The organism is Pseudogemmobacter sp. TB195, assembly GCF_058313095.1.
The window spans coordinates 19,370-45,689 of record NZ_JBZEGG010000010.1; the positions used below are offsets into that span (position 1 = coordinate 19,370).

Here is a 26,320-nt window from a genome sequence, read left to right on the forward strand (position 1 = left end):
CAGGGCTATGGCAGAGGTAGAAGTCGTCCGACTCGCCAAAAGTTTCGGGACCCATGACATCATCCGCGATCTCGATCTGAAGATCGAAGACGGGGAATTCGTCGTATTGGTCGGCCCCTCGGGCTGCGGCAAGACCACGCTTTTGCGCATGATCGCAGGGCTGGAGCCGACAACGGCAGGGGAAATCCGCATCGGGGCGCGGGATGTGACGCATCTGTCACCGAAGAACCGCGACATCGCGATGGTTTTCCAGTCTTACGCGCTTTACCCGCATATGACGGCGGCCGAGAATATGGGCTTCAGCCTGAAGCTTGCGAAGGTTCCGGCGGCAAAGATTACCGATCAGGTGGCGCGTGCGGCAAAGCTTCTGCATATCGACCACCTTCTGAACCGCAAGCCGCGTGAACTTTCGGGCGGTCAGCGCCAGCGGGTCGCCATGGGCCGCGCTATGGTGCGCGAACCGGCGGTCTATCTCTTCGACGAGCCGCTCTCCAATCTGGATGCGCAACTGCGTACCTCGATGCGTGCCGAGATCAAGCGGATGCATCTCGAAGAAAAGCAGACGGTGATCTATGTCACCCATGACCAGATCGAGGCCATGACACTTGCCGACCGCATTGTCGCGATGCGGGCCGGAAAGATCGAGCAGATCGGCAGCCCCGATACGCTTTACAATCGCCCGGCCAGCACTTTCGTCGCGAAATTCATCGGCTCTCCGGCGATGAACCTGCTGCCCGCTGAGCTGGCCGGCGGTGAAATCCGCGTCGCGTCCGGCCCTTCTTTTGCCCTTCCCGCCGGTTTCGCCCATCTGCGCGGCGAGACGGGCCGCAAGGTTTTGCTTGGGATCCGTCCCGAAGCCTTCCACCTTGCGCCGCTTCAGGCGGACTGGCCGGCTTTCCAGGTCACGGCCTCGCTGATCGAACCCTGCGGCGCCGAGGTCTATGTGATCGGCGATCTCGCGGGCCAGGAGGTGACCCTGCGGCTGGCCCCCGGCACCGCCCCCGCCCGTGGCGAGAGCCGCAGCTTCTTTGCCGATACCGGCGCAATCCATCTGTTTGATGCCGCAACCGAGCGCAGCCTGCGGGGGCCCGTTGAAGGCGAGGGGGACAAAGCATGACCACGCAAAGGCTTCTGGACGGCAAGACCGCACTTGTGACCGCCGCCGGATCGGGGATTGGGGCGGCATCGGCAGAAATCCTGGCGGCAAACGGCGCCTTCGTCATGGTGACCGATCGCGACGCCTCGGCTGCGGCTGCGACCGCCGCACGGATCCGGGACGCCGGGGGCGAGGCAGGGTCTGCCGCGCTGGATGTGGCGGATGAAGCGTCAATCACCTCGGTTTTCGCAGCGCTGGTTGCTGATCGGGGCGCGTTGAACATCCTTCACAATCACGCCGGCATCCAGATCGCGGGCGCGATGGAGGATATCGGCGCGCAGGAGATGCGCAAAAGCTATGAGATCAATGTCGTTGCACAGTTTGCGGCCTGCAAGGCGGCGCTGCCGCATATGCGCGCGCAAGGCGGCGGCGTGATCCTGAACACGGCCTCGAATGCGGGGGTGTTCCTCGACAAGGGCATGCTTGCCTATATCACCACCAAATCCGCCGTCATTACGATGACAAAGCAGATCGCACTGGATTACGCCAAAGACGGCATCCGGGTGAATGCGCTTTGCCCGGGCTGGGTGGATACTCCCTTTAACGGCCCTTATGAGGCGCAGCTTGGCGGACGGGCTGCGCTGGAGAAGGTGGTTGGCACCCTGGTGCCGATGGGCCGGTTCGGACGGGTGGAAGAAATCGCCGAAGCGATCCTCTTCCTGTGCTCGGACCGCTCTTCTTTCATCACCGGCCATGCCCTTGTGGCGGATGGCGGCGAATGCCTCGCCGGTGGCAGCAATTCCTCTGTGTGAGCCGCCCCGAGGGGCCGCGACCGAAGACAGGAACAAGGATAAAGACGTGCAGATCCCGTCCGACCTCAGCGCCAGCCTGGCGCATGGCGGCTTGCCGCCCTTCAGGATGACCACCGATCCCGCTCTGGCACCGGATGCCCGCGCGGCAGATGCCAATTTGCTGCTTTCGCAGGATCCGCCCGGCATTTCCCTCTCCGAGGCCGAAGAGATCGCCCTGCGCACCTTCGGCATTGCCGGCCAGTTCCGCAGCCTGTCATCCGAGCGGGATTCCAATTTCCATATCCGTCTGGCCTGCGGCACCCAGGCGCTTTTGAAGATCACCAATGCCAGCGAGGACCGGAGCGTCACCGCGATGCAGACGGCGGCGCTGATGCATCTGGCAGTGATTGATCCCGATCTGCCAGTGCAACGGATCTGTCAGACGCTGAATGGTGAGGCCTGGGACATCGTCACCGGCCCTTCGGGGCAGCAGCATATCGTGCGGCTGCTGACATGGCTTGACGGCACAATGCTGCATGCCGCAACGCCCGGCCCCGATCTGCATCACCGCATAGGAGCGATGCTGGGGCGGTTGAGCAAAGGAATGCGCGGCTTCTTCCATCCGGCCGCGGGGCATGTGCTGCAATGGGACATTAAACAGGCGGCCAGCCTGCGCCCGATGCTGTCCGCGGTCAGCGATACCGGGTTGCGCGACCGGCTTTGTGCCCATCTCGACCGGTTTGAGGCCGGGATCGCCCCGCGCCTGCCGCATTTGCGCGCCTGGGTCGTGCATAATGATTTCAACCCGCACAATCTGGTGGTCGACGCAGTTGAGGCCAGCGCCCCGACAGGGATCATCGACTTCGGCGATATGGTTCATACGCCGCTGGCCTGTGATCTGGCGGTGGCCTGCTCCTACAATATCACCGGGGGTCCTGCGCCGCTTGCGCGGGTCGCGGATATGGTTGCGGGCTATGCCTCGGTTCTGATGCCAGAGGAGGAAGAGATCGCGCTGCTCCCCGATCTGATCCGGATGCGCCATGTCACCACGCTGGCCGTTACCTCCTGGCGCGCCGCCCGTTATCCCGAAAACGCGCCCTATATCCTGAGGAATGCCGCCGCCTCGCTGCGCGGCCTTGATGTGATCGACCATATTGGCGCCGAAGAGACCGCGCGGCTGCTGCGCGCCGCCCTGCCTGTAAAAACGACGGAGTAAACCGGCATGAAACCCGATACCACCATGGTAAATGCTTTTGATCCGACGCGGACCGCTGGTCTTGCCCCTGAGGATCTTGCGCTGATCGAACGGCGCGGCAAAGCGCTTGGGCCGGCTTACCGCCTGTTCTATGAAGAACCGCTCCATCTTGTGCGGGGTGAGGGGGTCTGGCTTTACGACGCCCAGGGCAATGCCTGGCTTGATGCCTATAATAATGTGGCCTCTGTTGGCCATTGCCATCCGAAAGTGGTAGAGGCGGTCAGCCGCCAGCTTGCCACGCTCAACACCCATACCCGCTATCTGCATGAGGGCGTGGTCAGCTATGCCGAGAGGCTGCTTGCCACCATGCCCCCCGAGCTCGGGCATATGATGTTCACCTGCACCGGGTCAGAGGCCAATGACCTCGCACTGCGTATCGCGCGGTCTTACACCGGGCGCCAGGGGGTGATCGTGACCCGGCTGGCCTATCACGGGCTGACCGAGTCGGTATCGGAATTCTCTCCTTCGCTGGGTGGATTCGTACAGAGGGGCGCCAGGGTGCGCCTGATCGATGCGCCCAATGCTCTGTTTGTCCCGCCCGCCGAACAGGGCGCGAAACTGGCGGCGGATCTGGCAAAAGCCATCGCAGAGATGCGCGCGGAGGGGATCGAGCCCGCCGCTTTCATCGTCGACACCATTTTCTCAAGTGACGGGCTTTACCCTGATCCGGCGGGCTTTCTGAAACCGGCCGCCGACCTGATCCGCGCCGAAGGCGGTCTCTTCATCGCCGATGAGGTGCAGCCAGGCTTTGCCCGCACAGGGGATTGTTTCTGGGGCTTCCAGCGGCATGGCATCACGCCTGACATCGTCACGATGGGCAAACCAATGGGCAATGGTTTCCCCGTTGCAGGCGCGGCGATCCGCCCGGAAGTCGTCGCGGAATTCGGCGGGAAAGCCCGCTATTTCAACACATTCGGCGGCAATCCTGTGGCCAGTGCTGCCGGAATGGCGGTGCTTGATGTGATCGAAACCGAAGGGCTTCAGCAAAACGCGCGCGAGATCGGGGCCTTTCTGAAGCAGGGACTTTCAGAGATTGCACGCGGACGCGATGATATCGGTGACGTGCGGGGGGCAGGGCTGTTTCTGGCGATGGAATGTGTCGAGAGCCAGAGCACGAACAAACCGAATGCCCGGCTTGCGGGCCATATTGTCAACCATCTGCGGCGCAATGGTGTGCTGATCAGCGCCACCGGACCTGGCGCGAACATTCTCAAGATCCGCCCGCCACTGGTGTTGCAAAAGGCCGAAGCCACACGGTTGCTTGAGGCAATCAATGCGGCGGTTGCCGCCGCCTGAGGCCTGGCTGGCAGCAGGCTCGCGCCTTGCGGGGGAAACTGATAGTTTCGGTCAAAGTGCCTGAAAGACAGCATTATGGATTTTGCCCAACTGACCGCCGAACCCTTGCACGAGCAGGCCTATTCGGCTTTGCGCAATGCGCTTCTTATGGGCCGCTTCACCCCCGGACAATCGGTGACCATCCGTGGTCTGGGGGCGAGCCTCGGCATTTCGGCCACTCCGGTCCGGGAAGCCCTGCAGCGCCTGATCGCTGAAGGGGCGCTGGAACTTGCCGCCAACCGTACGGTGCAGGTGCCGGTCATGACGCGTGCCCGGTTTGCCGAGATCACCGCGATCCGCCTGCGGCTGGAACCGCTGGCCGGTGAGGCCGCGCTGTCCCATGCCAGTGCAGAGCTGTGCACAAAGCTGGAAGTGTTGAACGAACGCATGTTCGCCTCAATCGCCGAGGGCCGTTTTTCCGACTATCTGGCGGATAATCAGAGCTTCCATTTCCTGATCTACGAGAGCGCGAAGCAGCCATTCCTTCAGCAGATGATCGGGCTGTGCTGGTTGCGGACCGGCCCCTGGCTGAACCGCCTCGCGGATGAAGGGCGCTTCCATGTCATTGCCAATGAGGAACATGGCCAGATGATCTCGGCACTGCGCAGGCGGGACCGCGACGCGATCGCCGCAGCGCTGGTGAAGGATATTGGGGACGCCGCCGAAGTTCTGGCAACCCATCTGATCTATGCCGAGGATACCGGTGGCCCGAAAGGCCGGCCCTGAGCCGGTCTTCGCCTTAGCGGGTTGCCGGTTCCAGGGGCGGGGCGGAAATTTGGGCAGCCCGTTACATTGGCGACGGCAGGGTCTGCCTTCGCAACAAAACTCTCCATGTTTCAATCAGGCGGGATTGTCAGCATCCCTAACGCTGATCGAGCCGAACAGATCGCTTCAAATGATCGTTTCGATGGGCCGGGGTCTTTCGGCGCTTTGCGATCCCGGGACCGTGCCACCGCAGTTCAGGGGGCAAAGCATGGCCTGCGACCTCCCCCGGTGGCGCTGGCCCACGGTGTCGCCGTTTGTTCATCACATTCATAACCTCTGACCAGGGCATAGGCGCAGGGTCCGGTGGAATTTCAGACTTATCGGCCGGGGCACTTTGTTTGATATGTTCGATAATGTTTGATGGTTGCAGGAGGCCTCCCGGCTGTCGCGACTTCGTCCATAAATCATTTTCCTAAGCAAAATCATTAATATATGAAGACTTTTATGCAGATTGCTATGAGGGTCCCGGCAGAATTCACCGAAAATCTCTGATAGTTACAGGTGTCCGCACAGAATTCTTTTTCGATTGTGTTCGAATCCTGTTGACGCTTGTCGAACCCATCCATTAGCCTTTTCTCCAGACCCGCAAACAGGGTTGCAGGGGGATTATCATCGAGAGAGAGGCAGGGCAGGTTTGCCCGGGGCGCAATTTTCGCGGCATGTTCAGATTGCCATGAGGGCAGCTATGTCAAACTTCGCAGAATTGTTTCCCGGCACGAAACAGGTGACTGCCATGGTCCAGCTGAACCCTTTGCCGGGGACCCGGCTTTATGATGAGGCGGCGCTGACAAAGGGGATCGTCGAGGCGGTCGCCTGCGATACGGAGGCTTTGCAGGCCGCAGATGTCAATGCCGTCGATCCGGACCGTGAAAAGGAGTTCATGAGGATTGTGAGAGCCAGCCTGGGCTGACGTTCGGGCAGACCGTACCGGGGAGAGACGATGGACGTAAGACGCGATACGACAACCAGCTATCTTTACGGCCTCGCAGCGCTGGCGGTCGGGATTTTCGTCGCGTTGTCACTGGCGGCGCCGGGGTATCTTTCCTTCAACAATCTCTCGTCGATGGGGTTCCAGTTCCCGGAATTCGGGCTGCTGGCACTGGCAATTCTGCCCGCGATGGTTGCCGGGGGGATCGACCTTTCTGTCGTGGCAGTCGCCAATCTGAGCGCGGTGATCTGCGCGGTCTTGCTGCGTGAAGGCGGTGTTGCGGCGTCAGTCGCGATTCCGGTAACGATCCTCGCGGGGCTGTGCTGCGGTGCGGCCAATGGGCTCCTGATCTCATGGCTCAGGCTGCCCGCGATCCTTGCAACACTGGGCACCATGCAGCTGTTTGGCGGCATCGCTATCGTCATAACGGGCGGCCCGTCGCTGACGGGGCTGCCGGGCTGGTATGCCACTTTGGGGACATGGTCGGTCTTCGGGATCCTGCCGCTGCCGCTGGTCATCTTCGCAGGCGTGGCCCTGGTGCTGGGACTTGTGCTGGCGCGGACGCGGCTTGGACTGCGTGGCAGGCTTTACGGTGCCAATGCAACTGCCGCCCGCTTTGCCGGCATTTCCGAGACGACAACCCTTGTGCGGACCTATGCAATCTGCGGCGGTATCGCGGCTCTCGCCGGGCTGGTGGTGCTGGCGCGGGTCAGCTCGGCCAATCCCGATTACGGCAGCTCTTATCTGCTGCTTGTGATCCTGATCAATGTGCTGGCCGGGGTGGATCCCAATGGCGGCCGTGGCACCGTGATCGGAGTGGTGCTGGCGGTGCTGACATTGCAGCTGATCTCAAGCGGTCTGAACTTTATGGCCTTCAGCGCCTATTCGCGCGACCTCTTCTACGGCGGCCTGCTGGTTGCGGTGATGCTGGGGCGCTGGATGGCCGGCAATCTGGGCCTCGGCCCTCTTTTCATGCGGAAAAAACGGATATGATCGACTCTCTTCGCCAGTCACTCGAAGCGCTGATGCTGATCCCGGGCCTCGCCGGGCATGAGGATCGGGTCCGGCGCCATATCACAAGGCAGTTTGCGCATCTGCCATTGCAGGTCTCGGTCGATATGCTGGGCAATCTGATCTGTACGCTGCCTGGCGCCGACACCGCACCTTCGGTGATGCTGTTTACCCATATGGACAGCCTTGGTTTCGTGACCCGTAAAATTGAAGCGAACGGGCTGATCCGCATCGAGCGGCTTGGCGGTATTCCCGAGAAAGCGCTTCCGGCGCAGCTGGTCACGTTCTGCGTGGGTGAGGGGCGCGATGTGCATGGCATCATCGCCAATAAATCGCACCACGCGACCCCGGCAGATGAGAAATACAAGGTCACGCCCTATGCGGATCTTTTCATCGATATCGGCGCCGAAAGTGCGGGCGCTGTCGAGGCGCTTGGGATCCGGATCGGCACGCCGGTGGTGTATACGCCCCGGGTGGTGCATCTGAACGAGCACCGCGTAGCGGGCACCTGGATTGACGATCGCGCAGGCTGCGCGGTGGTGATGGCGGCGGCGGCGGCCCTGGCGGAACTGCCGGCTGCTCAGCGCCCGACGGTGCATTTCGTCTTTGCGGTGCTGGAAGAATTCAACCTCCGTGGCGCGATGGTGGCAGCCCAGGGGCTGCGGCCCGATGTGGCGATTCAGATTGACCTCGCGTTGAACTCGGACACGCCGGACATGACCAGCCGCGGAGAGGTCGTCCTGGGCGGTGGCCCGGCAATGGCGCTGTATTCCTTTCACGGGCGGGGCACGCTGAATGGCACTATCCCCCATCCGGCGCTTCCGAAACTGATGGATGAGACCGCCGCCGCCGAAGGTATCCCCCTGCAGCGCACCGCACATACCGGCGCTCTTACCGACAGCTCTTATGTGCAGCTGGTCGGCACCGGCGTCGCCTGTATCGATATGTGTTTTCCCTGTCGCTACACCCATACTTCGCTGGAATTGTGCGACTTGCGTGACCTTGCACAACTGACCCGGCTGGTCAGTGCGGCCATTGCGCGCATGGCAGGTGATTTCAGTCTCGACCGTGATCTGGTGACCTGATGCGCTATACGCTCGGCATTGATATCGGCACCTATGAGGCGAAAGGATGCCTTGTCGATGAGACAGGGCGGGTGATGGCCGAGGCTGCGCGTCGCCATGACATGCAGGTCCCCGAGCCGGGCTATGCCGAACATGATGCCGAGGCCGACTGGTGGCAGGGCTTTGTCACGCTGACGCGGGAGTTGCTGGCAAAAAGTGGCATTGATCCGAAAGAGATTGCCGCGGTCGGCATCTCGGGGATCGGACCCTGCATGCTGCCGGTCGATGCGGCAGGCCAGGCGCTGATGAATGGCGTGCTTTACGGCGTCGACACCCGCGCCAGCCGGGAGATCGCAGAGCTGACAGCGGAAATCGGCGTCGAAACGCTGTTGCGGCGCACCGGCAATGGTCTGACCTCGCAATCGGTCGGGCCCAAGATGCTCTGGCTGAAACGCAACCGGCCCGAGATTTTCGCGCGCACGAAATACATCATGAATTCGACCACCTGGCTCGTGTTCCGGCTGACGGGGAAAGTGGTGATCGACCATTATTCCGCCTCCAGCTATCACCCCTATTACGACATCGAAAGCCAGTCCTGGACGCGTGATTACGATGATCTGATCGCGCCGGCCGCGCTTTTGCCCGCACTGACCTGGGCCACCGATATCGCCGGACATATCTCTTCTGAGGCCGCGCAGCTGACGGGCCTTGCCGAAGGCACGCCGGTGATCGCGGGAACAATCGACGCCGCCGCCGAGGCGGTCTCTGTGGGCGTTCAGGATTCCGGTCAGATGATGCTCATGTATGGGTCGTCAATGTTCCTGATCCTTGTCACTGGCGAAAGAATTGCCGACCCGCGACTCTGGTATGCGCCCTGGCTTTTCCCGGGCCAGCACGCGCTGATGTCGGGAACCGCCACTGCGGGCACGCTCACGCGCTGGTTTGTCAGCCAGTTCGCCCGCGATTTGCCCGAGACAGAGGTTTTTGAGTTGCTCAGCGCCGAGGCGGCAGCCTCACCTCCCGGCGCGCGGGGCCTGGTGATGCTGCCCTATTTCTCGGGAGAGCGTACTCCGATCCATGATGCAGCGGCGAAAGGGGTTATTTTCGGCCTCGACCTCTCACATCAGCGCGGTGATCTCTATCGGGCCCTGCTGGAGGGGGTTGGCTATGGCATCGCCCAGATCCTCGATACCTATAAGGCGGCAGGTGCGCGCATCACCGAGGTGATTGCGGTGGGGGGCGGCACCCGCAATTCGATCTGGGCGCAGGGGATCTCGGATATCACGGGACGGGAGCAGACGATCCGCGCCCGCTCGACCGGCGCGGCTTATGGCGATGCCTTTCTCGCGGCGGTCGGGGTCGGCATGGTCGCTCCCCGCGATATCACGCGCTGGAACCCGAGCGCGCGCGCGCTGACACCAGATCCTGATCTGGCACAGCTTTACCAAGAGGGAGCAGCGCGTTTCCAAAGCCTTTACCACAGCACCCGGCCGCTGCTGGCCGGTGGCAAAAACTGAAAAATAAACAAAACAGAGGAGGACGATATGAGTTTTTCCATCCGCAAAGGCGCTCTGGCGCTGGCGCTTGGCGCGACATGCCTCGCCGGCCCGGCGCTGGCCGAAACCAAAAGCTATGAGATCGTGACCGTGGTGAAGCTGGAAGGCATCGCCTGGTTCAACCGCATGGCCGAGGGCGTGGCCGGCTTCAAAGAAGCTTCTGGCCATAATGCCACCACGATTGGCCCGGTTTCGGCCGACGCCGCGTTGCAGGTTCAGATGATCGAGGATCTGATCGCGCGCGGCGTTGACGCAATCACCGTGGTGCCGAATTCGCCCGAGGCGCTGGAGCCGGTCCTGAAAAAGGCGCTTGATGCCGGGATCAAGGTGATCGGCCATGAGGCTTCCTCGCTGCAGAATGTCACCTGGGATATCGAGGCCTTCGACAATGGCGCTTATGGCGAGCATCTGATGAAGGCGCTGGCCGAAGGTATGGGCGAGGAAGGCGAATATGCCGTGTTTGTCGGCCATCTGACCGCAAAAACCCATAATGAATGGGTCGATGCCGCCATCGCCTATCAGGAGGCCCATTATCCGAAAATGACGCTGGTTGGCGGCAAGGTGGAATCGAACGAACAGCAGCAGACCGCTTATGCCAAAACCAAGGAACTGTTGCGCACCTATCCGAACCTCAAGGGCATCCAGGGGTCGGCCGGTGAGGATGTTGTTGGCGCCGCCCTCGCAGTTGAGGAAGCCGGGCTTGAAGGCAAGGTGACCATAGTCGGCACCTCGCTGGTGTCGGTCTCCGGCCCCTATCTCGAGGCGGGCACCATCAGCATGATTTCATTCTGGGATCCGGCCAAGGCCGGCGAGGCGATGAACAAGCTGGCGGTGATGGCGATCGAGGGGCAGGCGGTCAAAACCGGCGATGACCTGGGGATCCCGGGCTATAATGACGTTAAGGTCGATGGCCATGTGATCTATGGCCAGGCCTGGGAAGATGTGACCTCGGCGAATATGGGCGATTACAACTTCTGATCCGTTTCAGGCCCTGCCCGGTTTGGTCCGGGCAGGGCACGCGCTGAGCTCTTCGGGATATTTCCATGCCCTCACCCGTTCCCCTGCTGGACCTGCGAAACCTTGCCAAGGCCTATGGGCCAATCCCGGTGCTGGAAGGGGTCGGCTTCACGCTCTGGCCGGGTGAGGTGCGCTGTCTTGCCGGCGAGAACGGGTCGGGCAAATCAACCCTGATCAAGATCCTCTCGGGGGTCATTGCCGCCGATGCGGGCGAGGTGTTGTTCGACGGCAAGCGCGCACCAAAAGGCGCGCGCGCGGCGATTGCGATGGGTCTTTCGGTGATCTGGCAGGATTTCTCGCTGCTGCCCAATCTGACAGTCCATGAAAACATCTCTTTCCTGTCAGCGCTCTCGTCTGGGGCAAGGGTCTATTCGGCGCGCGGTAGCAGGGCACTGGCGCTGGAGGTGCTGGCGCGGATGGGGGTCAGCCTTGATCCCGACCGGGTGCTGGAAGAAATTCCCGTGGCCGAAAAACAGGTCGTGGCCATTGCCCGCGCCCTGGCAAACGAAGCGCGCATCATCGTGATGGACGAGCCGACCACCGCCCTGACCCGGGCCGAAGTGGCGCAGCTGTTCGGGATCGTGCGCCAGCTGAAGGCCGATGGCGTTGCCTTTCTTTTCGTATCCCACAAGATCGAAGAGGTTTTCGCGGTCTGCGATACGGTCACGGTGCTGCGCGACGGCAAGGCGGTTGTCGCGGGGCCAATCACGGCATTCCGGCCAGCGGGTCTTATCGAAGCGATGTCGGGGCGTCCCATCGACAGCCAGCGCCTGGCGCGGAGCCCGGTCGCTGCAGCGGACCCGGTTCTGCGGCTGCGCGGTCTGACGCGTCGGGGCGATTATGAGGGTGTGGATCTTGATCTGCATCCTGGCGAGATCACCTCGATTGTAGGCCTGCTCGGCTCGGGGCGCACGCCGCTGGCCCTGTCACTGTTTGGCCTGTTGCAGCCCGACAGTGGCACGATTGAGGACGCATCCGGGGTGATCCGCCTGCGCTCCGCGCAAGATGCCATGGCGCGCGGTATCGCCTATGTTCCCGAAGACCGGCTGACCGAGGCCCTGTTCGCCGACCAGCCGATCCGGGATAATTTCGGCGTCGCAACCATGGAGCGTGACCTGCGCGGCCCGTTCCTCAGCCTCAGATCCATGGCAGTGCGCACAAGCAATGCGATCCGGCGCCTCTCGGTCCGCGCGCCCGGGCCGGGACCGAATATTTCGACCCTTTCGGGCGGCAATGCCCAGAAGGTGGTTCTGGCACGCTGGATGGAAACCGACCCGAAGCTATTGATCCTGAACGGGCCAACTGTCGGCGTCGATGTCGGCTCGAAACGGGCCATCCATGAACTGGTGCTGGCGCTTTCGCGTCAGGGCTGTGCGGTTCTGGTTGTCACCGATGACATTTACGAGGCAATGGCGCTGTCCGACCGTATCAGGGTCATGACCGGTGGCCGCCTGACCGCCGCTTTCGACGCTGAATCCGTCACTGAAGACGCAATCTATGCCGCCGTCACCGCCGATCATCCGCAAGGAGAGAGCGCCGCATGACCGCTGATCCGGCAGGAAAACTGATGGGCAATATGACAGGCATTCTGACCCGAACCCTGCGCTCACCCCAGGGCGTGGTCATGGCAATGGCGCTGGCTCTGGCGCTGTTTCTGGGCGCCCTGAACCCGGCCTTTTTTTCCGCAGCCACGCTGATCGACATCACCCGCAACGGGCTGGTGACCGGAATTTTCGCCATCGGGGTGATGCTGGTGCTCTGCGCCGGGGGGATTGACGTCTCGTGCACGGCCATCGGTGCCTTTGCGATGTATGCAACCGCAAAACTTATCATGGCCATTGATCCCGGCCTGTCGATCTGGGCCTGGTTTGCGATGGGGGCGCTGATCGGGGCGCTGCTCGGCCTGATAAACGGAACTCTGGTTGGCGGGTTCGGGCTGAACACGCTGATTGTGACGCTGGGCACCATGAGCCTGATCCGCGGTGCGCTTCTGACCTTCCTTGGCACAGTCTATGTCACCAATATGCCGCGCGAAGTGGTCAGCTTTGCACGATCGAATATTGTGCGGATAGAGAATGAGATGGGCCAGATGGTCTCGCTGCCAAAGGCCTTCTGGGCCCTTGCAGCTGTGTCGGTTCTGGTCGGGCTTATTCTGCGATTCACAATATTTGGCCGCAAGGTCTATGCGATCGGCGGTTCAGAGGAAGGCGCGCGGCGTCTTGGGATCAATGTGGCCGGGGTCAAGGTTGCTGTCTTCGTGATGGCAGGGGCAATTGCCGGAATTGCCGGAATAACCCATATGACGCTGGCCCGTATGGCGAACCCTTTCGATCTGGTCGGGCAGGAACTGAATGTCATCGCAGCTGTCGTGTTAGGTGGCGCGCGGATCACGGGCGGCTACGGCACGGTGATCGGTACGATGCTGGGTGTTCTGGTCATCACCATGATCAATACCAGCCTTCTGATGGTGGGTGTGCCATCCTATTGGCAGAAAGTGGTGGTCGGCGCCCTGATCATCATCGGCACAGCACTGCCCATCGCGATGGAGCGCTGGCAGGCGCGCAGCAGCCGCAGCCGGGCGTGACGCAGAAAAACCAGAACCACAGACCCCGGGAGGACGCCACGATGAAGAAGATCCTGAACCAGCCCGCGCATTACGTTGATGAAATGCTTGAGGGCATGATCCTCGCCCATCCGGACATCTATGCCCAGCCGTCGCGCCGGGTGGTGGCGCGCGCCGGCGGCGCGGCCGAGGGCCAGGTCGGTATCGTCTCCGGGGGGGGCTCGGGCCATCTGCCGGTTTTCACCGGCTATGTCGGCGAGGGGTTTCTTTCAGCCTGCGCGGTCGGCGATGTCTTCGCCAGCCCTTCGGCGGAACAGATGGCCGAGGCGATCCGGCTTGCCGATCGCGGCAAAGGGGTGCTGTGTCTTTACGGAAATTACGGTGGCGATGTGATGAACTTCGACATGGCCTGCGAGATGGTCGACCTGGAGAATGACATTTCCACATCGACCGTTCTTCTGACCGATGACGTGGTTTCGGCCCCGAGGCGCGAGGCTGCAAAGCGCCGTGGTGTCGGAGGCATGGTCTTCGCCTTCAAGATCGCCGGAGCCGCTGCGGATGAAGGGCTTGACCTCGCCGGCGTGACCGCCGCTGCACAAAAGGCCGCCGATAATCTCGTGTCGATCGGCATGGCGCTGACGCCCTGCATCATTCCGCAGCATGGCAAACCCACTTTCGAGCTGGGCGAGAATGAGATGGAAATGGGCATGGGCATCCATGGCGAGCGCGGTATTTACCGCTCGGCCATCAAAACCGCCGACGAGATCGCCGATGAGATGCTGGACCAGCTGGTTTCTGATCAGCCGCTTGAAGCGGGGGCGCGCATCGCGGTTCTGGTCAATTCGCTGGGTGCGACCCCGCAGGAGGAGCTTTACATCCTTTACCGCCGTCTCAGGGCCAGGCTCGACGCTATCGGGGTGACTGTAGCCGGGCTGCTGATCGGGCGTTACGCCACCTCGATGGAGATGACCGGCCTGACACTGACGGTTCTTAAACTGGACGCGGATCTGGAGCGCTGGCTGAAGGCGCCGGCGCATTGTGCCTTCTGGAGCGTCGCATGATTACGGTTGCCGATCTGAAAGCGGGGCTGGAGCGGGTGGCAGCCTATACCGCCGGTTTTTCGGATGAGCTTTGCCGCGCCGATGGCGCACTTGGCGACGGCGATCTGGGGATCACCGTCGCCAATGGATTTGCCGAGGCGGCGCGGATCGATCTCCCGGCTGATTTCGGTCTGGCACTTCTGGAAGTGGCAAAGGCCTTTCAGCGGGTGTCGTCCTCCTCCTATGGCACGCTGATTGCAACTGGCTTTATGTCGGCAGCGAGGGAGCTGAAAGGCACTGACAGCCTTGACCCCGCCCGGATACCGGCCCTCGTCGGAGGGGGGCGGGACGCGATGATGGCGCGCGGTAAGGGCAATCTGGGTGACAAGACGGTGCTTGACAGTCTCGACGCAGTGGCGAGATCGCTTGTCGGGGTGCCACCGGAGCAGATGGCGCGCGTCGCAACCGCCAGCGCAGGCGAGGTCGTCGAGGCATTTCGGTCCCGACCCTGTCTTCTCGGCCGGGCCCGCATGTTTGGAGAGCGTTCGGTCGGACTTGCCGATCCCGGCCAGCTGGCATTTCAGCGGATCCTTGAAGGCTTGCATCCCGCTTAGGTCCGGAGCGAGGCGCCCGGATCAGGCCGTAGCGGCAGCAGGGATTCCGTAGTCCTGTTGTTTCGTCATTATGGCTCAAATGGCGCGCGCCATTTTATGGGCCACGGAAATTGCGACCAGAACGCGCGGCTTTCTTGCCAGCATTCTCGCCGGCCTGGAAGCTTGCGGGAGGCGTGATCGTTCCAGCCAGGCCGCGCAGTCGCGGCCCGACGAAAAGCCTTCATGTCCGCTGCGAAGGCCTCGAATGCCAGGGCGGTGATTGGGCCTTGCCCCGGCACGGCCTGCAGATGCTTCGCCGCCTCGGCACCACCGGAAAGCCGGCCGGCTCTCCGGTCAGTACGGGCCGTTTGTTCTGCAGTGTGTCGCAGAAGATCTGGGAATTCTCCGCTCACGCACCGAGCGACCGCTGCTTCACCTGTATCAAGAACAGCGTTCACACGACCGCTGTGCCTGAGGCCTGCCGGAACCACAAAGCCGAATTCATAAAGAACGACGCGCACCGTATTTAAGAGTTCGGTTCTTTGGTGCGCAAGGCGTTCCCTGGCGCGGCACAGCATAGCACGGGCCTGCTGCCGGTCGGTTTTCGCAGGCTCAAAGCGCATCCCGGGCTGGCGAGCCGTGGTGACAATTGCCTTGGCATTGGTGCCTCGCAGCCCGACGACCTGATCTATGAGATCACCAAAGCGGTCTGGAACAAGAACTCGCGGGCGCTGCTGGACGCGTGTCACGCCAAAGGCAGGGAAATCGTGCTGGACCATGCGCTGGATGGCGTTGGCATTCCGCTGCATCCGGGCGCCGAAAGGTTCTACCGCGAGGCAGGCCTCGGGATCCCCGCCGCTGAGTGATCTGCCCTGAAAGACGAAGCCTGGGGCGGGGTGGTTAGACCCCCGCCCCCTCTGCTCGCGGCGCCGCGACCTGCCGTGCTTTCGTCTTTCCGTGCCAACCTCCAGAACAGAAAGTGTTCCGATGAGCGATCCGCACAGACCAGGGGCGGCAGAGCCCCGCGACATCCGGCCTGACGAGGCAGAAGCCCGCGCGCTGGAAGAGAAATTCGACCCCGAAGTGCGGTTTCGCGAGCTGGGGACATTCGCAGGCGGCCTGGCGGCTGTAGCCCTTTTCAGTCTTTCGGCGTTTCATTATTACACCGCCGGCTTTGGCCTGATGCGCGAGGTGACGCATCGCGCCATCCATATGTCTTTCGTGCTGGCGCTGATCTTTCTGGTGTTTGCCGCCCGGCGAGCCGACGACCGGCTGCACCGCTCCAGTCTCTGGCGCCCGGCGGGAATTCCGATTTACGACTGGGTGATGATGGCGGCCGCTGCCGTCTCGACACTTTATGTGCCCTGGGTCTTCCCGGAGCTGGCCTTTCGGGTCGGCAATCCCTCGATGCTGGATCTGGTCATGGGCACCACGCTGATCGTCGTGCTGCTTGAGGCGACCCGCCGCTCGATGGGGTGGCCGTTGCCGGTCATTGCCGCGCTCATGATCCTGTACGCGATTTTCGGCCGCCAGATGCCCGGGATGCTGGTCCATCCCGGCGCAAGCTGGTCGGCGCTGGTGAACCACCTCTATCTGACGAGCCAGGGCATTTACGGCATGCCAGTGGGCGTGGTGGCGACCTATGTTTTCCATTTCGTGCTGTTCGGGGTGCTGGCGACCCGGATGGGGCTTGGCCAGCTGTTCATCGATGCCGCCACCTCGATTGCCGGGCGCTATGCCGGCGGGCCTGCCAAGGTCGCGGAGCTCTCATCGGCGATGATGGGAACGATCACCGGCTCGTCGATTGCCAATGCGGTCACAACCGGCGCGCTGACCATTCCCGCCATGGTGCGGGTCGGCTATCAGCGCCACTTTGCCGCCGCAGTCGAGGCCGCCGCCTCAACCGGCGGGCAGATCACGCCGCCGATCATGGGGGCCGCCGCCTTCCTGATGATCGAATTCCTCGGCATCCCCTATACCCATATCATGATCGCGGCCCTGGTGCCGGCCTTCATGCATTTTTTCGGCGTGCTGATGCAGGTTCATTTCGAGGCCAAACGTCAGGGCCTGCGCGGGCTGAGCCGGGATGAGATGCCGAAAATATGGTCGATCCTCAGGCGCAACTGGCCGACGCTTTTCCCGTTCTTCGTGCTGGTCGGCGTGCTGATGAACGGCAATACGCCTTACCTTGCCGCCTTTTGGGGGATCACGTTCTCCATCATCATCGGTCTCGTCAATCCGCGCAACCGGATGACGATTGCCGATGTCTTCGCGGCCTTTGTGGTCGGCGCGAAATATGCGCTGGCGGTGGGGGCGGCGGCAGCCACGGTCGGCATCATTATCGGCGTCTTCACCCTGACGGGTGTGTCGTTCAAGGTGGCCTGTATCGTCACCCAGACCGCTGGCGAATGGGCCGGATCGCTGTCTGCCTGGACCCCCTTTGGTATCATAACACCCGAGGGCCTGACCCTGTTGCTGACGCTTTTGCTGACCGCAATCGTCTGTATCGTGATGGGGACCGGCGTTCCCACCACGGCGAACTATCTGATCATGGTGCAGAACTTTTCATGGTCGGAATTCACCCTTGCGGTCTATGGCTGTGCCCTGGGGATCATCGCGCTTTCGGCGGCCTTCTCGGATTATCTGACCGACCGGCTTTATGTGTGGGAGCGCTGGCTCCTCGCGATCGCCGCCGTCCTGCTGGTCGCCCCCGAGATCGTCACCACCCTCATCGGCACGGCGATCTTCGTGCCGATCCTGCTGCGCCCGATGCTCCGCCGGCACAGCGGCAGCCTGCCGGCCTGAGGCGTCAGGGGCGCAGGCCAGAACCTGTCTTCCCACCCGCAAGCGGCCTGCAGGGCGCTTGCGGGTGGGATTTCGGGGAAAGGTATCGTCAGTGACCGCGCCCTTCAGTGCGGGCGGCGCGCTGCATGAGAAATCTGTCACCGGCGCAACTGTTCCGGTCAGATCGTGTCCAGTTTTGCGATGCTGGCAACCTTTAGCAGGTTAACGCTATGCAAGCGAAGAAGAAGAGAACATGGTTCCGGGACCCCAGGTGGCTGGCGCCCGGATCCGGCCCTATAGTCAGCGCCTTCACCGGGGCAGCCTGGAATTCCGCGTCCCCGCCCATCTCATATTCTGCCGCAAGGGAGTTGATGAAATATGGATCTGCGTCAGCTTAGATATTTCGTCGCCGTCGCGGAGGAGCTGCATTTCCGCAATGCAGCGCAAAAGCTTCATATCTCGCAGCCGCCCTTGTCCCAGCAGATCCGCCAGCTTGAGGATTATGTCGGGCAGGCACTGTTCAACCGTGACACAAAAGGGGTCAGGCTGACCCCTGCAGGGCGCCGGCTCCTTCCCCATGCGCGGCGCGCGCTCAAGGCCGCCGAGATCGCTTTCGGGGCCGTGCAGCGTGCCGAAGGCGAGACGCTCCGCCTCGGCTTTGTCAGCTCGTCCTCGGTGTTGCTGCCGGGGATCCTGAAAGTCTTCCGCGAGGCCTGGCCCGAAACCGAGCTTCGTCTGACCGAGGCGAATTCGGTGCGCCAGGGCGAGATGCTGCTGGAAGGCGAACTGGATATCGCCCTGATCCGGGGCCCTTGGCGTGCGCCTGGTTTTGTGACGGAAGAGGTGTCCGTTGACCGTCTCGTCCTTGTGCTGGCCGAAGATCATCCCCGGGTCGGCGATCCGACGCTGCGGCTGGCAGATCTGGCCGTCGAGCCTTTTGTCTTCTTTTCCCGCGATATCGGACCGGGCTATTTCGATGCCGTCATGGGGGCCTGCATGACCGCCGGATTCTCGCCCGAGGTGTCGCAGGTCGTGGGCTCCACCCTGACAATGGTCGCGCTGGTATCGGCCGGTTGCGGGTACAGCCTTGTCCCGGAAAGCGTGGCCGCCGTAACGAGAGGGGTCGCGGTCCTTTGCCCGCCGGATCTGACGGCCGTCAGCACGTTGCACGCGGTTTTCCCTGAGGCGGCCGCCAGCAGCCCGGCCGTCATGTCAATCATCGATGCGATCCGTGATCAGGCGCCAGGCCGGGCCCTTGCCCGCACAGGTTCTGTCAGTACCGGAAAACCTCCGGGCGGAAGCCCCGGCAGGGCGGCCCCGACCCATACCGCAAAACTGCCGGCAGGGATTATCTGATCAGGGCCGGCTCCTCCCCTGGCGCTATTGATACGAAATATCTATCAACAAAGTCGTAATAAGTATTTGAGCGAACCGGCTGACCCTTTATGCTTGAGGAGAACCGGCGCGCCTGCCTGAGGGGTGCCAGAGGTAACAGCCTTAGCGGAGCCTATGTCATGGAGCGGCTGCCTGTCGATAGTCTGATCCGCAACGGCTTTGTGATCACCATGGATGCCGGGCGGCGCTGCCTGCCCAACGGGGCGATCGCGATCAGTGGCGGGCGTATCGTTGATGTCGGGCCAGAGGCGGAGCTCCTTGCCCGCTACCGCGCGGATCAGGTGATCGACGCCAAGGGCGGCACGGTTCACCCCGGCTTCATCGACACCCATGTGCATTTCATGAACACGGCCCGGGGCGCGCTGCCGGATACGCTGGAAACCGGCACGATGATGAATGTGCTGCGCCGGTGGTGGGATCTCTCTGATCTTGCCGATGAGCGCGCGGCGACCATGCTCAACTGCCTCGAAATGCTCTCGAATGGCACGACCTGCTTTCTTGAGGCCGGAACGCTGAAATATGCCGATGCCGCTGCCGAAGCTGCCGCTGAGCTTGGCATCAGGGGCTTTATCGGGGATCCGTTCCTGTGGGATCTGCCGATCAGCGATGGCATTTACGACATGTCGCGCGCCGCGCGCGATCTTGACCGCAGCCTTGATCTGCTGGGTGGCGAGCTGAAGCGCAATACGGCGGTGAAAGAGCCGCTGATCCGCGGCTGTGTCGTGGTTTTCGGGCTGGGTTCGGCCTCGGACGAACTGCTTCAGGCGGCAAAGTCGGTGGCGGATGCAAATGGCGCGATCCTGACCATGCATCAGTCCTTTGACCATCATGATGCCGGGGCCGATGCCGCGCGCCTGGGGAAACGGGCGATCTGCCATTATGCCGATCACGGTTTGCTGGGCGAGAATATGACGTTCAGCCATATGAATGATCTCGATCCCGATGAGGCGAAGCTGGCGGCAGAAGCCGGCGTGACGGCGGTCTGGTGCCCGGTGACATCGATGAATCTGGGCGCGCAGGCGGCAAAACATGCAAGGCATCTCGATCTGCGCCGCCACGGTGCCAATGTCTCGCTCGCCAGCGACGGCGTTGCCTCCGGCTGCCGCTATGATGTCGGGTTTCAGGGGCTTGTCGCGCTTCTGGGCACCCGCGCCAAGGGCGACGGCCAGCAGATGACCGCGATGGATGTGCTGGAACTGGCCACCATCGGCGGTGCGAAAGCGGTGGGAATGGCAGCCGATCTTGGCTCGCTGGAGCCGGGAAAATACGCCGATATCGTCATCCGCAGCACCGATCTGCCCGAGGCGCATCCCTGGTCTGATCCTGTGCAGTCGCTGGTCTATAATTGCGGCTCGAAATCGGTCGACAGGGTGATCGTCAACGGCGTCCTTGTCTGGGCGGACGGTCATCCGCAACTGGTCGACGCCGCGAAAGCCTATGACGAGGCGCGGCGTTCGCATCTGCGGATGCTGGAGCGCCTCGATATGAAACCGCGATGGCAGGCCGACCCGCCGCAGAATACCGGCCTGAGCTGAGGATACCCCAGAATGTACAAACTCTATTATGCGCCGGGACTTGCGAGTCTCGCGCCCCATTTTGTGCTGAACGAAATCGGGGCGCCCTATGAGCTGATCCTCGTTGACCGCAAGAAGGGCGAGCATCAGAGCGCAGACTATCTGGCGCTGAACCCGAATGGAAGAATTCCGACGCTGGTTGATGGCGATCTGACGCTGTTCGAGGCGGCGGCGATCTGCCTGCATCTGGCGGACCGCCATCCCGAGGCGGGTCTGATCGCCGCGCCTGGCAGCCGCGAGCGCGCTTTGACCTATCAATGGCTGACCTTTCTCACGAATACGGTCCAGGTGGATTTCTGGCAGTACTTCCGCCCCGAATTCTATGTGCCGCCCGAAGACGAGCCTGCCTATAGGGCGAGGATGGAAGGCCATCTTCATCGCCATCTGGCCGTGCTGGATGCGGCCTTGCAGGGGCGAAGCGCGCTCGCGGGCGAGCGGGTTTCGATTGCCGATCTCTACCTGCTGCTCCTCGGGCGCTGGTGCCGCCTGCTGTCAACACCCACCCGCAGCTTCCCAGACCTGGCCCGCCATCTCGACACTCTGGTCGAGCGCCCCGCGATCCAGCGCAGTTTTGCGGCGGAATCCATCACCGCCCCATTCTTCTGACACCTTCAAATCCTGACCCGCAAATCCTGACACGACGAGGCAACCATGTCCGAACTCACCCCCCAAAAGCGCCGCATCCTGATTGACGGATTGCAGGCCGATGAATGCGATGTCGAGGTTTTCCAGGAATGGAACCGGGGCGGAGTGTCCTGTGTTCACACGACCTGCATGAACTACACCTTCGACAATACCCGTGACGCGCTTTCCGCTCTGTCGCGCTGGCGGCGTGCGTTCCGCCACCATCCCGATCTGATCGAGCAGGCCCGCACGGCAGATGACATCACCCGGATCGCCGAAAGTGGCCGCACCGCCGTCATCCTCGGATTCCAGAACACCCTGCCGTTGGAAGATGACCTGGCGCTGGTCGAGATCTTCTATGATCTGGGCATTCGCTGCCTGCAAATGAGCTATAACCACCAGGGTCTTGCGGGTTCGGGCTGCCTTGAGCCGAATGACAGCGGGCTGTCGCTTTATGGCAGGAAGATCATCTCTGAAATGAACCGGCTCGGGATGATCGTCGATGTGTCGCATTGCGGGTTGCGCACCACGCTGGACAGTATCGAACATTCGAGCCAGCCGATTGCCGTCACCCATTCCAACCCGTCAAGCTTCGGCACGAAATACGGCCATAAGTTCGAGCTGACCCATCGGCTGAAATCCGATGATGTGCTGAAGAAGGTGGCCGAAACCGGCGGCATGTTCGGGATGGTGCTGTTTCCCGCGATGCTTCCCGGCGGGATCGACTGCAAGCTGGAGACCTTTGTCGATATGGTCGAACATGCGGCTTCGGTGGTTGGCCATAAATCGCTGGGGCTTGGCACCGATTTCGTCTGGCGGCGTCCGCTGTCCTATATCCGCCAGGTCCGCACCGGGCGGTCGACCTATGACTGGGCGCCGGTGGTGCCGCCGGTCTGGCCGGAATGGATGCGCACGCCCGCAGACCTGCCGCGCCTTGCCGATGAGCTTGCGCGCCGCAAATGGACCGAGGAGCAGATCGACGATTTCCTCGGCCAGAACTGGCTGGATTACTATCGCCGGATCCTCGGCTGATTTCCCCTCATACCGAAAACAGGACAGAAACCCATGATAAACCGACGTTCTCTCCTTGCCGCTCTCGGCTCGGGCACCGCACTGGCCCTGATCGGCGCGCGCAGCGCCCTGGCCGATGGTAAAGTGGTCAATTTCATCAGCTGGGGCGGCACCACCCAGGCCGCGCAGGAAGAGGCATGGATCGGCCCCTTCACCGAGGCGACCGGGATCAAAGTCGCCCCGGGTGGCCCCTCGGATTACGGCAAGCTGCAGGCGATGGTCGAGGCCGGCAATGTCACCTGGGACGTGGTTGATGTCGAACATGACTTCGGCGTCTTTGCCGGCAATGCGGGGCTGCTGGAGAAACTGGATTTCTCGATCATCGACCGCGACTCGCATGATCCGCGCTTTGTGACCGATTACACCATCGGCAGCTATGTCTCGACCCATGTGCTCGGCTTTGTCAAAGACAGCTTCGATACCGAGCCCGCAGGCTGGGCGGATCTTTTTGATCTCGAAAAATTCCCGGGCAAACGCGCCTATTACAAATGGGTCGGGCCGGGCCTCTTGGAGGTGCCACTGCTGGCAGATGGCGTAAAGCCCGAGGATCTCTATCCCCTCGATCTGGACCGCGCGTTCAAAAAGCTCGACGAGATCAAATCCCAGATTGTCTGGTACAGCAGCGGCGCGGAATCGCAGCAGCTGGTCGCCTCGGGCGAGACCAAGATCGGGATGCTCTGGAGCGGGCGTCTCTGGTCGCTGATCCAGGACGGGCTGGATATCGGCATCTCCTGGGATCAGAACCTGGTCGCGGCCGATGTGCTGGTCGTGCCCAAAGGCACGCCGAACAAAGAGGCGGCGATGCGCTTTCTTGCCTATGCGGGCAGCGCAGAAGGCCAGGCTCGCATGGCCAATCTCTCGGCCTATGGGCCGACCAATCCCGGCGCGATCCCCGAGCTTACGGCCGAGATCCTGCCCTATCAGCCCAGTGAACATGCGGCGCAGAATGTGCCGCTGGACATCGCTTGGTGGGCCGCAAATCGCGACGCCATCAGCGCGCGCTGGTATGAGTGGCAGGCCGGCTGATCCGTCATGAGGGGAAAAACAGATGCAGACAGGCCCTGAAAAGACCCGCTCCGTGCCACTGTCCGGCCCTGCCTCCCGGGGCCGGCGCGCGGGGCTGCGCGCAAGGCTTGAGGGTGCGACCGCGACCCTTGCGGTTCCGGCGCTGCTTCTGGTTCTGTTTTTCTTCATCCTGCCGGTCGCGCTGCTGCTGGCCAGAAGCATTCTCGAGCCCGAAGCCGGGCTCGGGAATTATGCCGAATTGCTGCAATCGGGGGCCTATCGCACGGTTTTGCTCAACACATTCACCATCGCATCGGTGGTGACCGTGGTGACGGTGCTGATAGGCTTTCCCGTCGCCTGGCTGATTGCGGTTTCAAACCGGTTCTGGGGCATGGCGCTTCTGGGGCTGATCTTCATCTCGATGTGGACCAGCCTGCTGACGCGCAGCTTCGCCTGGCTGATCCTGTTGCAGTCCAATGGCGTGATCAACCGGATGCTGAAAGGGCTTGGCCTCATCTCGGAGCCGCTGAGCCTTGTCAACAATATGACCGGGGTCGTGATCGGCATGACCTATATCCTGCTGCCTTTCGTGATCTTTCCCCTGCTCAGCACGATGCGCGCGATCGAGCCGGGCCTGTTGCGGGCCGCCGCGCTTTGCGGCGCAAACCGATGGCAGTGCTTCTTGCATGTCTTCCTGCCGGCCTGCGCGCCGGGGATCGCGGCGGGCGCCCTGATGGTCTTTGTCATGTCGCTGGGCTATTTCATCACGCCCGTGATGCTGGGCGGCAGTTCAACCATGATGCTGGCCGAGCTGATCGTGCATCTGGTGCAATCCCTGCTTCGCTGGGGCCTCGGCGCGGCGGCAGCCTTTATCCTCTTTGCCATCACGCTTGCGGCCTATGCCCTGCAACTGCGCCTGTTCGACCCGCTGCGCTCCGCAAAGGGAGGCCGCTGATGTTATTGGATTTCCGCCATCTCGGCGCCCTCCGCTGGGTCCTGGTTGCGATCGGGCTTCTGGTGGCCGCCTTCCTGCTGCTGCCGGTCGTTTTCATCGTGCTTTTGTCCTTCGGATCGTCCCGCTGGCTGATCTTCCCGCCGCCGGGATGGACGCTGAAATGGTATGAGGCGTTTTTCGCCGATCCCGGCTGGTTTGCGGCCCTCGGTGCCAGCCTGCGGGTCGGGCTTGCTGCGGCGGTGATCGCGGTGGTCTTCGGTCTGGGTGCAGCCCTTGCGATGAGCCGCGGCAGGCTGCGCGGGGCCTGGTGGCTGCATATGTTGCTTTTGATGCCGATGGTGCTGCCGGTGGTCGTTCTGGCCGTGGGGATCTATTCTCTCGCGCTGCGGGCCGGGCTGAATGACACATTCATTGGCTTCGTGCTGTCCCATGCCATCGTGGCATTACCCTTCACCGTGATTATCCTTGTGAACGGACTGAACAGCTTTGATCCCTCGCTTGAGGATGCCGCCGTCCTGTGTGGCGCCAGCCGCTGGCGGGCGCGGCTGCATGTGACCTTTCCGTCTATTCGTCTCAGCATCATCACAGCGGTGATCTTCGCCTTCCTGATTTCCTGGGACGAGATCGTCATCTCGATCTTCATGGCGGGCCCGAACCTGCAAACCCTGCCGGTCAAGCTCTGGACCACGCTGCGCCAGGATCTGACGCCGGTGATTGCGGTGGCCTCGACGATGGTGCTGGCCTTTTCCCTGATCCTGCTGCTGATCGCGGCAATCCTGACCCGGAGGGGCAGATGACAGCCTGGCTTTCAATTGACGCGCTCAGCAAATCTTTTGGCCAAAGCATTGCCGTGCGCGATGTCAGCCTGGAGATCGGACGCGGCGAATTCGTCACCTTTCTGGGCCCGTCCGGCTCGGGCAAATCGACGCTGCTCTATATGATCGCAGGGCTTGAAACACCCAGCACCGGGGATATCCGGCTTGCCGGTGACTCGCTGCTGCCGGTGGCGCCGAACCTGCGCAATATCGGTATGGTCTTCCAGAGATACACGCTGATCCCGCATCTGACCGTGGCCGAAAACATCGCCTTCCCGATGAAGATGCGCAAATGGGACCGGCAGCGGCAAAAGCGGCGGCTCGAGGAGATGCTGGCGCTTGTGCGGCTTGAGGAATTCGCGGATCGCCGGCCGGAAGCTCTTTCGGGCGGGCAGCAGCAAAGGGTCGCCCTGGCGCGCGCCCTGGCCTACGAGCCGGAGATGCTGCTGATGGATGAACCGCTGGCCGCGCTGGATCAGAGCCTGAAACTGGATCTGCAGCGCGAGATCAGACGGATCCATGACAGCACCGGCGCCACGATCCTTTACGTCACCCATGATCAGGAAGAGGCGATGCGGCTTTCTGATCGCATCGCGGTCTTTCACAATGGCACGGTCGAACAGTTCGCGACGCCAGGAGAGATCTACCAGAAGCCAGGCACCGCCTTTGTCGCGGGCTTTGTCGGGCATTCGAACCTCTTGCCGGCAGAGATGTTTGACGAGGCGCACCCTTCTGTCGCCCTGGCGGGTGGGGGTTCCACCGGAACGCCAGGCTTTCAGCCTGGCAAGGGCGCGGCCCTGTTCCGGCCCGAGGATTTCACCGTTCTGCGCAGCGACAGAGGAACCGCCGCCCTGTCCACCGCCCTGTCCGGCACCATTACCGACATCGTGTTCCTGGGGCCGGTCGTCGAAATCCTGGTCTGCCTCGCATCCGGTGCCCGAATTCTGGTGCGGCAGGCCCCCGACCTGACCGTGGATCTGCGCCCGGGAGACCAGGTCTCTCTCCGCATCCTGCGGCAGCCCTGGATTCTGCCCTGAGCGGTCACGGGCGCTGCCGGAACCGGCCGGGCCGGATGACGCATCA

The 26,320-nt window shown here is 62.3% G+C and carries 24 protein-coding genes; all 24 read left to right on the forward strand.

Translation table 11 applies throughout. From position 1 onward, the window contains the following. Positions 1 to 7: 7 nt before the first annotated feature. Positions 8 to 1,117, forward strand: coding sequence for an ABC transporter ATP-binding protein (locus AC4FS3_RS11620; protein ID WP_491020695.1), 1,110 nt, complete (start codon positions 8 to 10; stop codon positions 1,115 to 1,117). Continuing rightward, positions 1,114 to 1,908, forward strand: a complete 795-nt coding sequence (locus tag AC4FS3_RS11625; protein ID WP_092904260.1) for an SDR family NAD(P)-dependent oxidoreductase — start codon at positions 1,114 to 1,116, stop codon at positions 1,906 to 1,908. The genes AC4FS3_RS11620 and AC4FS3_RS11625 overlap by 4 nt, the downstream gene beginning before the upstream one ends. Positions 1,909 to 1,954: 46 nt before the next feature. Then, positions 1,955 to 3,103: a phosphotransferase gene (locus AC4FS3_RS11630; protein ID WP_491020696.1), complete on the forward strand. Its 1,149-nt coding sequence runs from the start codon at positions 1,955 to 1,957 to the stop codon at positions 3,101 to 3,103. A 6-nt stretch (positions 3,104 to 3,109) separates the two neighbouring features. Continuing rightward, complete coding sequence (locus AC4FS3_RS11635; protein ID WP_491020697.1) at positions 3,110 to 4,438, forward strand: aspartate aminotransferase family protein; 1,329 nt, start codon at positions 3,110 to 3,112, stop codon at positions 4,436 to 4,438. A 75-nt stretch (positions 4,439 to 4,513) separates the two neighbouring features. Beyond that, positions 4,514 to 5,203 carry a GntR family transcriptional regulator gene (locus tag AC4FS3_RS11640; RefSeq protein WP_491020698.1) on the forward strand — a complete coding sequence of 230 codons (690 nt, stop codon included), beginning with the start codon at positions 4,514 to 4,516 and terminating at the stop codon, positions 5,201 to 5,203. A gap of 724 nt (positions 5,204 to 5,927) precedes the next feature. Next, on the forward strand, positions 5,928 to 6,152 hold the full coding sequence (locus AC4FS3_RS11645) for a hypothetical protein (protein ID WP_491020699.1): 225 nt from the start codon (positions 5,928 to 5,930) through the stop codon (positions 6,150 to 6,152). Positions 6,153 to 6,182: 30 nt separating this feature from the next. Next, positions 6,183 to 7,163: an ABC transporter permease gene (locus tag AC4FS3_RS11650; protein WP_491020700.1), complete on the forward strand. Its 981-nt coding sequence runs from the start codon at positions 6,183 to 6,185 to the stop codon at positions 7,161 to 7,163. Further along, a complete protein-coding gene (locus AC4FS3_RS11655) occupies positions 7,160 to 8,266 on the forward strand; it encodes a M20/M25/M40 family metallo-hydrolase (RefSeq protein ID WP_491020701.1) in 1,107 nt (368 codons plus the stop codon). Before AC4FS3_RS11650 ends, AC4FS3_RS11655 begins: the two co-directional genes overlap by 4 nt. Next, positions 8,266 to 9,762 (forward strand): FGGY-family carbohydrate kinase, encoded by a 1,497-nt coding sequence (locus tag AC4FS3_RS11660; RefSeq protein ID WP_491020702.1) that lies wholly within the window; start codon positions 8,266 to 8,268, stop codon positions 9,760 to 9,762. The genes AC4FS3_RS11655 and AC4FS3_RS11660 overlap by 1 nt, the downstream gene beginning before the upstream one ends. A 27-nt stretch (positions 9,763 to 9,789) precedes the next feature. Beyond that, positions 9,790 to 10,779, forward strand: coding sequence for an autoinducer 2 ABC transporter substrate-binding protein (locus AC4FS3_RS11665; RefSeq protein ID WP_491020703.1), 990 nt, complete (start codon positions 9,790 to 9,792; stop codon positions 10,777 to 10,779). A gap of 65 nt (positions 10,780 to 10,844) precedes the next feature. Further along, positions 10,845 to 12,362 (forward strand): sugar ABC transporter ATP-binding protein, encoded by a 1,518-nt coding sequence (locus AC4FS3_RS11670; protein WP_491020704.1) that lies wholly within the window; start codon positions 10,845 to 10,847, stop codon positions 12,360 to 12,362. Then, positions 12,359 to 13,402 (forward strand): ABC transporter permease, encoded by a 1,044-nt coding sequence (locus tag AC4FS3_RS11675; protein ID WP_491020705.1) that lies wholly within the window; start codon positions 12,359 to 12,361, stop codon positions 13,400 to 13,402. Before AC4FS3_RS11670 ends, AC4FS3_RS11675 begins: the two co-directional genes overlap by 4 nt. 41 nt (positions 13,403 to 13,443) lie before the next feature. Then, positions 13,444 to 14,442, forward strand: a complete 999-nt coding sequence (locus AC4FS3_RS11680; protein ID WP_491020706.1) for a dihydroxyacetone kinase subunit DhaK — start codon at positions 13,444 to 13,446, stop codon at positions 14,440 to 14,442. Continuing rightward, positions 14,439 to 15,035 carry a dihydroxyacetone kinase subunit L gene (locus AC4FS3_RS11685; RefSeq protein WP_491020707.1) on the forward strand — a complete coding sequence of 199 codons (597 nt, stop codon included), beginning with the start codon at positions 14,439 to 14,441 and terminating at the stop codon, positions 15,033 to 15,035. The genes AC4FS3_RS11680 and AC4FS3_RS11685 overlap by 4 nt, the downstream gene beginning before the upstream one ends. Positions 15,036 to 15,559: 524 nt before the next feature. Continuing rightward, positions 15,560 to 15,880, forward strand: coding sequence for a TAXI family TRAP transporter solute-binding subunit (locus AC4FS3_RS11690; protein ID WP_491020708.1), 321 nt, complete (start codon positions 15,560 to 15,562; stop codon positions 15,878 to 15,880). Between the two features lie 121 nt (positions 15,881 to 16,001). Then, positions 16,002 to 17,819, forward strand: coding sequence for a TRAP transporter permease (locus tag AC4FS3_RS11695; RefSeq protein WP_491020709.1), 1,818 nt, complete (start codon positions 16,002 to 16,004; stop codon positions 17,817 to 17,819). A gap of 357 nt (positions 17,820 to 18,176) precedes the next feature. Next, complete coding sequence (locus tag AC4FS3_RS11700; RefSeq protein WP_491020710.1) at positions 18,177 to 19,154, forward strand: LysR family transcriptional regulator; 978 nt, start codon at positions 18,177 to 18,179, stop codon at positions 19,152 to 19,154. A 158-nt stretch (positions 19,155 to 19,312) separates the two neighbouring features. Then, complete coding sequence (locus AC4FS3_RS11705; protein ID WP_491020711.1) at positions 19,313 to 20,728, forward strand: amidohydrolase family protein; 1,416 nt, start codon at positions 19,313 to 19,315, stop codon at positions 20,726 to 20,728. A 12-nt stretch (positions 20,729 to 20,740) separates the two neighbouring features. After that, complete coding sequence (locus AC4FS3_RS11710; RefSeq protein WP_491020712.1) at positions 20,741 to 21,373, forward strand: glutathione S-transferase family protein; 633 nt, start codon at positions 20,741 to 20,743, stop codon at positions 21,371 to 21,373. Between the two features lie 45 nt (positions 21,374 to 21,418). Next, a complete protein-coding gene (locus tag AC4FS3_RS11715; protein ID WP_491020713.1) occupies positions 21,419 to 22,423 on the forward strand; it encodes a membrane dipeptidase in 1,005 nt (334 codons plus the stop codon). 33 nt (positions 22,424 to 22,456) lie between these two features. Then, the gene (locus tag AC4FS3_RS11720; RefSeq protein WP_491020714.1) at positions 22,457 to 23,488 is read left to right on the forward strand and encodes an ABC transporter substrate-binding protein; all 1,032 of its coding nucleotides are present in this window, start codon (positions 22,457 to 22,459) and stop codon (positions 23,486 to 23,488) included. Between the two features lie 22 nt (positions 23,489 to 23,510). After that, positions 23,511 to 24,422 (forward strand): ABC transporter permease, encoded by a 912-nt coding sequence (locus tag AC4FS3_RS11725; protein WP_491020715.1) that lies wholly within the window; start codon positions 23,511 to 23,513, stop codon positions 24,420 to 24,422. Beyond that, the gene (locus AC4FS3_RS11730) at positions 24,422 to 25,219 is read left to right on the forward strand and encodes an ABC transporter permease (protein WP_283179580.1); all 798 of its coding nucleotides are present in this window, start codon (positions 24,422 to 24,424) and stop codon (positions 25,217 to 25,219) included. The genes AC4FS3_RS11725 and AC4FS3_RS11730 overlap by 1 nt, the downstream gene beginning before the upstream one ends. Then, entirely contained in the window at positions 25,216 to 26,274 is a 1,059-nt protein-coding gene (locus AC4FS3_RS11735) for an ABC transporter ATP-binding protein (RefSeq protein ID WP_491020716.1), read from the forward strand. Before AC4FS3_RS11730 ends, AC4FS3_RS11735 begins: the two co-directional genes overlap by 4 nt. The last annotated feature ends 46 nt before the right edge of the window (positions 26,275 to 26,320 follow it).

Excerpts from the sequence above, each read along its gene's own strand:
- AC4FS3_RS11725 (WP_491020715.1), top strand. The coding sequence starts at position 23,511 with ATGCAGACAGGCCCTGAAAAGACCCGCTCCGTGCCACTGTCCGGCCCT.
- AC4FS3_RS11670 (WP_491020704.1), top strand. The coding sequence starts at position 10,845 with ATGCCCTCACCCGTTCCCCTGCTGGACCTGCGAAACCTTGCCAAGGCC.
- AC4FS3_RS11695 (WP_491020709.1), top strand. The coding sequence starts at position 16,002 with ATGAGCGATCCGCACAGACCAGGGGCGGCAGAGCCCCGCGACATCCGG.
- AC4FS3_RS11625 (WP_092904260.1), top strand. The coding sequence starts at position 1,114 with ATGACCACGCAAAGGCTTCTGGACGGCAAGACCGCACTTGTGACCGCC.
- AC4FS3_RS11705 (WP_491020711.1), top strand. The coding sequence starts at position 19,313 with ATGGAGCGGCTGCCTGTCGATAGTCTGATCCGCAACGGCTTTGTGATC.
- AC4FS3_RS11715 (WP_491020713.1), top strand. The coding sequence starts at position 21,419 with ATGTCCGAACTCACCCCCCAAAAGCGCCGCATCCTGATTGACGGATTG.
- AC4FS3_RS11685 (WP_491020707.1), top strand. The coding sequence starts at position 14,439 with ATGATTACGGTTGCCGATCTGAAAGCGGGGCTGGAGCGGGTGGCAGCC.
- AC4FS3_RS11665 (WP_491020703.1), top strand. The coding sequence starts at position 9,790 with ATGAGTTTTTCCATCCGCAAAGGCGCTCTGGCGCTGGCGCTTGGCGCG.
- AC4FS3_RS11635 (WP_491020697.1), top strand. The coding sequence starts at position 3,110 with ATGAAACCCGATACCACCATGGTAAATGCTTTTGATCCGACGCGGACC.
- AC4FS3_RS11735 (WP_491020716.1), top strand. The coding sequence starts at position 25,216 with ATGACAGCCTGGCTTTCAATTGACGCGCTCAGCAAATCTTTTGGCCAA.
- AC4FS3_RS11730 (WP_283179580.1), top strand. The coding sequence starts at position 24,422 with ATGTTATTGGATTTCCGCCATCTCGGCGCCCTCCGCTGGGTCCTGGTT.
- AC4FS3_RS11710 (WP_491020712.1), top strand. The coding sequence starts at position 20,741 with ATGTACAAACTCTATTATGCGCCGGGACTTGCGAGTCTCGCGCCCCAT.
- AC4FS3_RS11675 (WP_491020705.1), top strand. The coding sequence starts at position 12,359 with ATGACCGCTGATCCGGCAGGAAAACTGATGGGCAATATGACAGGCATT.
- AC4FS3_RS11700 (WP_491020710.1), top strand. The coding sequence starts at position 18,177 with ATGGATCTGCGTCAGCTTAGATATTTCGTCGCCGTCGCGGAGGAGCTG.
- AC4FS3_RS11720 (WP_491020714.1), top strand. The coding sequence starts at position 22,457 with ATGATAAACCGACGTTCTCTCCTTGCCGCTCTCGGCTCGGGCACCGCA.
- AC4FS3_RS11620 (WP_491020695.1), top strand. The coding sequence starts at position 8 with ATGGCAGAGGTAGAAGTCGTCCGACTCGCCAAAAGTTTCGGGACCCAT.
- AC4FS3_RS11640 (WP_491020698.1), top strand. The coding sequence starts at position 4,514 with ATGGATTTTGCCCAACTGACCGCCGAACCCTTGCACGAGCAGGCCTAT.
- AC4FS3_RS11650 (WP_491020700.1), top strand. The coding sequence starts at position 6,183 with ATGGACGTAAGACGCGATACGACAACCAGCTATCTTTACGGCCTCGCA.
- AC4FS3_RS11680 (WP_491020706.1), top strand. The coding sequence starts at position 13,444 with ATGAAGAAGATCCTGAACCAGCCCGCGCATTACGTTGATGAAATGCTT.
- AC4FS3_RS11660 (WP_491020702.1), top strand. The coding sequence starts at position 8,266 with ATGCGCTATACGCTCGGCATTGATATCGGCACCTATGAGGCGAAAGGA.
- AC4FS3_RS11655 (WP_491020701.1), top strand. The coding sequence starts at position 7,160 with ATGATCGACTCTCTTCGCCAGTCACTCGAAGCGCTGATGCTGATCCCG.
- AC4FS3_RS11645 (WP_491020699.1), top strand. The coding sequence starts at position 5,928 with ATGTCAAACTTCGCAGAATTGTTTCCCGGCACGAAACAGGTGACTGCC.